Source organism: Heliomarina baculiformis, assembly GCF_019966545.1.
In the GTDB taxonomy this organism is placed as follows: Bacteria; Pseudomonadota; Alphaproteobacteria; order Rhodobacterales; family Rhodobacteraceae; genus Heliomarina; species Heliomarina baculiformis.
In genome coordinates this window covers 1-2,759 of the sequence record NZ_JAIMIC010000036.1, presented here as the reverse complement: position 1 = coordinate 2,759, position 2,759 = coordinate 1, and the positions used below count along the sequence as shown (strand labels likewise).

Below are 2,759 nucleotides of genomic sequence, written 5' to 3'. Positions count from 1 at the left end.
GTAAGCATCCGGCGTAGGCCACAGCGAGGTCAACGCGCGCGGTCGCGGTCCATTTCGATGAACTCTTGCAGGTTTTCAATCCCGAACGGAGTGAAGGCGATGACGCTGTCGTCGCCAGGGCCGTAGACCCAGATCACTCCATCTTCGGTTTCCATGTCGATGGCGAGATCGAAGATCCGGTCGACGGTTTCGCCCAGTTCGGCTGCAACGCGGTCGATGGTCTTGACGGAATACACCTTGTTGAGCTGCATGATCATGCCGCCTCAGCGAGGTGCCACGACTTCCAGTTCCATGGCAGAAGGTCATGGATGCGCGAGACGGGCATGTCGGGCAGCCGGGCGAGGACATCGGCAAGCCAGGCCTGTGGGTCGACGTCGTTCATTTTGGCCGTGACGATGAGGGTATACATGGCGGCGGCGCGTTCACCGCCGCGCTCGGATCCCGCGAAGAGCCACGACTTTCTGCCCAAGGCCACGCCGCGCAGGGCGCGTTCGGCCGCATTATTCGTCAGGCAGATGCGCCCGTCATCGAGGAATGCCGTGAACGCCTGCCAACGACCGTCTTTCTCGAACATGTAGTTGATCGCCTTAGCCGCCTTGTTGTGTCGGGACAGTTTCGCGCGCTCGGCCAGCAGCCAATCATGGAGATTATCAACCAGGGGACGGGAGAGTTTCTGACGGGCGGCAAGCCGGGCATCGGCATCCAGCCCATTGATCTCGCGCTCGATGTCGAAGATGGCGTCGATCCGTTTCACCGCTTCCAGCGCGACCGGCGAGATTTGATGGCTGGGTTTGCCCTTGCGGACGTTGCCCGCGATGTCGGCCAGCTCGAAGAACTTCCGGCGGGCATGAGCCCAGCACAGCGCACTGGTCACAGCCCCCGCATCACGGTCGGCGCGATAAAGATCGTTGTATCCTCCATAGGCATCCGCTTGCAGCACGCCTTGCCATCCGGCCAGGTGCTGATTGGGATTGGTTGCCGCACGGTCGCGGGAGAAGTGGAAGACCGCCGCCGGCGGTGCGCCACCATTCCAGGGCCGGTCATCACGGACATAGGTCCAGAGCCGGGCCTTTTTTGCGCCGCCTCGCGCCAGAAGCGGCACGGTCGTGTCATCGCCATGCAGGCGGTGAGCGGCACGCACATGGCTCTCGATCAGCGCATGGAGGGGCTGCAGCGCGACAGTCGCGTGCCCGACCAGGTCCGCCAGGGTCGACAGGCTCAACTCGACGCCTTCACGGGCGAACCGCTCGGCCTGCCGGTTCAGCGGCTGGTGCTGGCCATATTTCTCGAAGACGAGCATGGCGATCAGGCTGGGCCCGGCCCATCCACGCGGGATCGCATGGAACGGGGCTGGCGGCTGGCTGATCTTCTCGCAGGCCCGGCAGGTGAACTTCTCACGAACGGTCTGGATCACCTTCCATTGCCGTGGGATTACCTCCAGCGTCTCAGTGACATCTTCGCCCATCTTCACGAGACGATCCGAGCCACAGCAGGTGCAGGTGGCAGGTGCCTCAACGACAACCCGCTCGCGCGGCAGGTGATCGGGAAACGGCTTGCGCACAGGACGGCGACGCGTGAAGGCGCGCACCGTGGAGGCGGCCTTGTCGGCCGCCTCTTCGGCGGCCAGGGCATCCTCGGTTGCCGCTGTTTCCAGTTCTTCAAGCTGCAGTTCCAGTTGATCGATCAGCCGCGAGCGCCGTTCCGACGAGATGCCGTATTTGTCTCGGCGCAGTTTGGCGATCTCGAGCTTGAGCTCCTGGATCATCGCTTCCGAGCAAGAGACAACTGCGCGGGTCTGTGCCAGCTCGCTTTCCGCAACCTCCGCACGGGCCTCGGCAGCGGCCAGGGCAGCGCGTAATTTGGCGAGTTCGGAGGCGGCGTCAGACATGGCCAATATTTAGCAACCGGGGCCGCGGAACACCAATAAAAACAGGCCTGTCAGTGCAATTTATCCAGCCTTTGCAGGGCGTTGCGTCCAGCGTGGATTGCGCCAGTCAATACCCTCCAGAAGATAGCCCAACTGTGCCGCCGAGATCTGCACCGCCTGGCCAGACCGGCTCACCGGCCAGATGAACTTACCCGCTTCTAAGCGCTTCAGATACAGCGACATGCCCACGCCGTCATGCCACAGGATCTTGACCAGATCGCCCTTACGACCCCGGAAGCAGTATATCTCACCCGCATGGGGATCGCGGCCGAGCCCCTCCTGCACCTGTAGCGCCAGCGTGTTCATGCCCCGCCGCATATCGGTGACGCCGCCCGCAATCCAAACCTTCACGCCCGCCGGAAACGCGATCATTGTCTGTCCACCACGGCCAGGATCCGCGCAAGCGCTTCGGGCTCCACGCCCACCGGCACGATGACCCGCCGCCCGTTCGGCAGAGCTATCTCAATCTGACAGTCCGGAGGCGGACAGGGATCAACTGAATGGGTCTGTGGCGCGGGCGCTTTCGTCACGGTCACCGGCGCGAACGATATTGGACGAGAGGACCCAAGCTCACCGTTTCGATACTGCCGCCGCCAAGTCGTCAACAGCGAGCGGCAAATGTCGTGTCGCCGCGCTGTGGCTGCCACCTGACGGTGGCCGATAAAGCTCTCCTCCACAATGCGCAGTTTGTCATCATCCGACCAATACCGGCGGCGTTCACCATCGGCAGCAGACAGAACTTCGATTTGAGGGCGGTTGATAAAGTCGGACATAAGGGCGGACTTACCATCGGAGCGAACACAAGTTCAGACGGCCGCCCCCGGAGGCTTAC

The 2,759-nt window shown here is 62.7% G+C and carries 4 protein-coding genes; all 4 read right to left on the bottom strand.

All coding sequences use genetic code 11. From position 1 onward, the window contains the following. Nucleotides 1–29: 29 nt before the first annotated feature. The 4 genes from MF268_RS25140 to tnpA are packed head-to-tail and all read right to left on the bottom strand — an operon-like array spanning nt 30 to nt 2,700. Nucleotides 30–251 (bottom strand): hypothetical protein, encoded by a 222-nt coding sequence (locus tag MF268_RS25140; RefSeq protein WP_165809141.1) that lies wholly within the window; start codon nt 249–251, stop codon nt 30–32. A 2-nt stretch (nt 252–253) separates the two neighbouring features. Then, nucleotides 254–1,888: an IS66 family transposase gene (tnpC, locus tag MF268_RS25135; RefSeq protein WP_238373426.1), complete on the bottom strand. Its 1,635-nt coding sequence runs from the start codon at nt 1,886–1,888 to the stop codon at nt 254–256. 60 nt (nt 1,889–1,948) lie between these two features. After that, nucleotides 1,949–2,299: an IS66 family insertion sequence element accessory protein TnpB gene (tnpB, locus tag MF268_RS25130; RefSeq protein WP_238373425.1), complete on the bottom strand. Its 351-nt coding sequence runs from the start codon at nt 2,297–2,299 to the stop codon at nt 1,949–1,951. Beyond that, nucleotides 2,296–2,700, bottom strand: coding sequence for an IS66-like element accessory protein TnpA (tnpA, locus tag MF268_RS25125; RefSeq protein ID WP_238373424.1), 405 nt, complete (start codon nt 2,698–2,700; stop codon nt 2,296–2,298). Before tnpA ends, tnpB begins: the two co-directional genes overlap by 4 nt. Nucleotides 2,701–2,759 lie beyond the last annotated feature (59 nt).